Source organism: Colwellia sp. RSH04 (assembly GCF_003545765.1).
Classification (GTDB): domain Bacteria; phylum Pseudomonadota; class Gammaproteobacteria; order Enterobacterales; family Alteromonadaceae; genus Colwellia.
Genome location: NZ_QXIO01000025.1, coordinates 2162 through 5526 on the forward strand (window position 1 = coordinate 2162; position 3365 = coordinate 5526).

A 3365-nucleotide genomic window follows, 5' to 3' on the forward strand; every position below is an offset into this window, starting at 1 on the left:
ATGATGGTGATTAGGTGTTCTCCTCGAACATCTAATCAACCCGATAAATCTTTCTTTAAGTAGAATGGTTTATCACTCTTATTCAAGACACTCCTACATTGACTTAGGTTAATGTAAAGTGCGTGAAAATGTCAGACTTTACAATTAGTTCGGTTTAGTCACCGAACAGTCTAAGACTACTTAGGGTTGTATGGTTAAGTGACTAAGCGTATGTGGTGGATGCCTTGGCAGTTAGAGGCGATGAAAGACGTGTTAATCTGCGATAAGCTGTGTTGAGGTGATAAAAACCGTTATAGACACAGATTTCTGAATGGGGAAACCCAGTATCATAAGATACTATCCTTGAGTGAATACATAGCTCAAGGAGGCGAACCGGGAGAACTGAAACATCTAAGTACCCCGAGGAAAAGAAATCAACCGAGATTTCCTTAGTAGCGGCGAGCGAACGGGAATTAGCCCTTAAGCGGTTTGTAAGTTAGTGGAATGTTCTGGAAAGGACAGCGATACAGGGTGATAGCCCCGTACACAAAAACGAACTTACCGTGAAATCGAGTAGGACGGAGCACGTGAAACTTTGTCTGAACATGGGGGGACCATCCTCCAAGGCTAAATACTCCTAACTGACCGATAGTGAACCAGTACCGTGAGGGAAAGGCGAAAAGAACCCCTGTGAGGGGAGTGAAATAGAACCTGAAACCGCATACGTACAAGCAGTGGGAGCCCTATATGGGTGACTGCGTACCTTTTGTATAATGGGTCAGCGACTTATATTTTGTAGCAAGGTTAACCGATTAGGGGAGCCGTAGCGAAAGCGAGTGTTAACTGCGCGTTTAGTTGCAAGGTATAGACCCGAAACCCGGCGATCTACCCATGGGCAGGTTGAAGGTTGAGTAACATCAACTGGAGGACCGAACACACGTATGTTGAAAAATGCGGTGATGACTTGTGGGTCGGAGTGAAAGGCTAATCAAGCCGGGAGATAGCTGGTTCTCCCCGAAATCTATTTAGGTAGAGCCTCGGACGAACACCATTGGGGGTAGAGCACTGTTAAGGCTAGGGGGTCATCCCGACTTACCAACCCTTTGCAAACTCCGAATACCAATGAGTGATATCCGGGAGACACACGGTGGGTGCTAACGTCCATCGTGAAGAGGGAAACAACCCAGACCGCCAGCTAAGGTCCCAAAGTACTAGTTAAGTGGGAAACGATGTGGAAAGGCATAGACAGCTAGGAGGTTGGCTTAGAAGCAGCCATCCTTTAAAGAAAGCGTAATAGCTCACTAGTCGAGTCGGTCTGCGCGGAAGATGTAACGGGGCTAAACTAGTCACCGAAGCTGCGGATTCATACTTTTGTATGAGTGGTAGGGGAGCGTTCTGTAAGCCGTTGAAGGTGAATTGAGAAGTTTGCTGGAGGTATCAGAAGTGCGAATGCTGACATGAGTAACGATAAGGGGAGTGAAAAACTCCCCCGCCGAAAGACCAAGGTTTCCTGTCCCATGTTAATCAGGGCAGGGTAAGTCGGCCCCTAAGGCGAGGCGGAAACGCGTAGTCGATGGGAAACAGATTAATATTTCTGTACTTCTATATATTGCGAAGGAGGGACGGAGCAGGCTAAGCAAGCATGGTGTTGGTTATCCATGTGAAAGATTGTAGGCTGAAGACTTAGGTAAATCCGGGTCTTCTTAAGGCTGAGAGTCGAGACGATGCTCTACGGAGCAGAAGTTGTTGATGCCATACTTCCAGGAAAAGCTTCTAAGCTTCAGATATATAGGAACCGTACCCCAAACCGACACAGGTGGTTAGGTAGAGAATACTAAGGCGCTTGAGAGAACTCGGGTGAAGGAACTAGGCAAAATAGTACCGTAACTTCGGGAGAAGGTACGCCCTCTATGGTGATGGAATTTACTTCCTAAGCTGAAGAGGGTCGAAGTAACCAGGTGGCTGGAACTGTTTATTAAAAACACAGCACTGTGCAAAATCGAAAGATGACGTATACGGTGTGACGCCTGCCCGGTGCCGGAAGGTTAATTGATTGGGTTAGCTCTGCGAAGCTCATGATCGAAGCCCCGGTAAACGGCGGCCGTAACTATAACGGTCCTAAGGTAGCGAAATTCCTTGTCGGGTAAGTTCCGACCTGCACGAATGGCGTAATCATGGCCACACTGTCTCCACCCGAGACTCAGTGAAATTGAAATTGCGGTTAAGATGCCGTATACCCGCGGCTAGACGGAAAGACCCCGTGAACCTTTACTATAGCTTGACAGTGAACATTGCTCCTACATGTGTAGGATAGGTGGGAGGCTTTGAAACCGTGTCGCCAGATACGGTGGAGCCAATCTTGAAATACCACCCTTGTATGCGTGATGTTCTAACCTAGGCCCCTAATCGGGGTTGGGGACACTGTCTGGTGGGTAGTTTGACTGGGGCGGTCTCCTCCCAAAGAGTAACGGAGGAGCACGAAGGTTGGCTAAGTACGGTCGGACATCGTACGGTTAGTGCAATGGCATAAGCCAGCTTAACTGCGAGACAGACACGTCGAGCAGGTACGAAAGTAGGTCATAGTGATCCGGTGGTTCTGTATGGAAGGGCCATCGCTCAACGGATAAAAGGTACTCCGGGGATAACAGGCTGATACCGCCCAAGAGTTCATATCGACGGCGGTGTTTGGCACCTCGATGTCGGCTCATCACATCCTGGGGCTGAAGTCGGTCCCAAGGGTATGGCTGTTCGCCATTTAAAGTGGTACGCGAGCTGGGTTTAGAACGTCGTGAGACAGTTCGGTCCCTATCTGCCGTGGGCGTTTGAGAATTGAAGAGGGCTGCTCCTAGTACGAGAGGACCGGAGTGGACGAACCACTGGTGTTCGGGTTGTCATGCCAATGGCATTGCCCGGTAGCTACGTTCGGAACTGATAACCGCTGAAAGCATCTAAGCGGGAAGCAGGCTTTGAGATGAGTTCTCACTGGAGCTTTAAGCTCCCTAAAGGGTCGTTGGAGACTACAACGTTGATAGGTCAGGTGTGTAAGGGTTGTGAGGCCTTGAGCTAACTGATACTAATTGCCCGTGAGGCTTAACCATACAACACCTAAGTGGTTTTACTTAGATTGTATGAAGACTGACATATGATGGTAGAACATCAGTCAAACTCGCCATCCATGGCTATGTTTGACATTTGTACATTCCATGTACATCGCGCACTTTGTGATTGAATAAGAGAAGTATTTATAGACTCGAGAGAGTAAAGCTTTCCAAGATTGGTTAATTAAGTAAGACTTAATTAACAACACGTTTTTGCTTAGCGACAATAGCGACATAGAACCACCTGATCCCATTCCGAACTCAGAAGTGAAATGTGTTAGCGCCGAT

General features: G+C 48.0%; 2 rRNA genes. Both read left to right on the forward strand.

From position 1 onward, the window contains the following. Positions 1–192 precede the first annotated feature (192 nt). Positions 193–3077: ribosomal RNA gene (locus tag D1094_RS18165) — 23S ribosomal RNA — on the forward strand. Positions 3078–3293: 216 nt separating this feature from the next. Further along, a 5S ribosomal RNA gene (gene rrf / locus D1094_RS18170) occupies positions 3294–3365 on the forward strand; the annotation flags it as partial.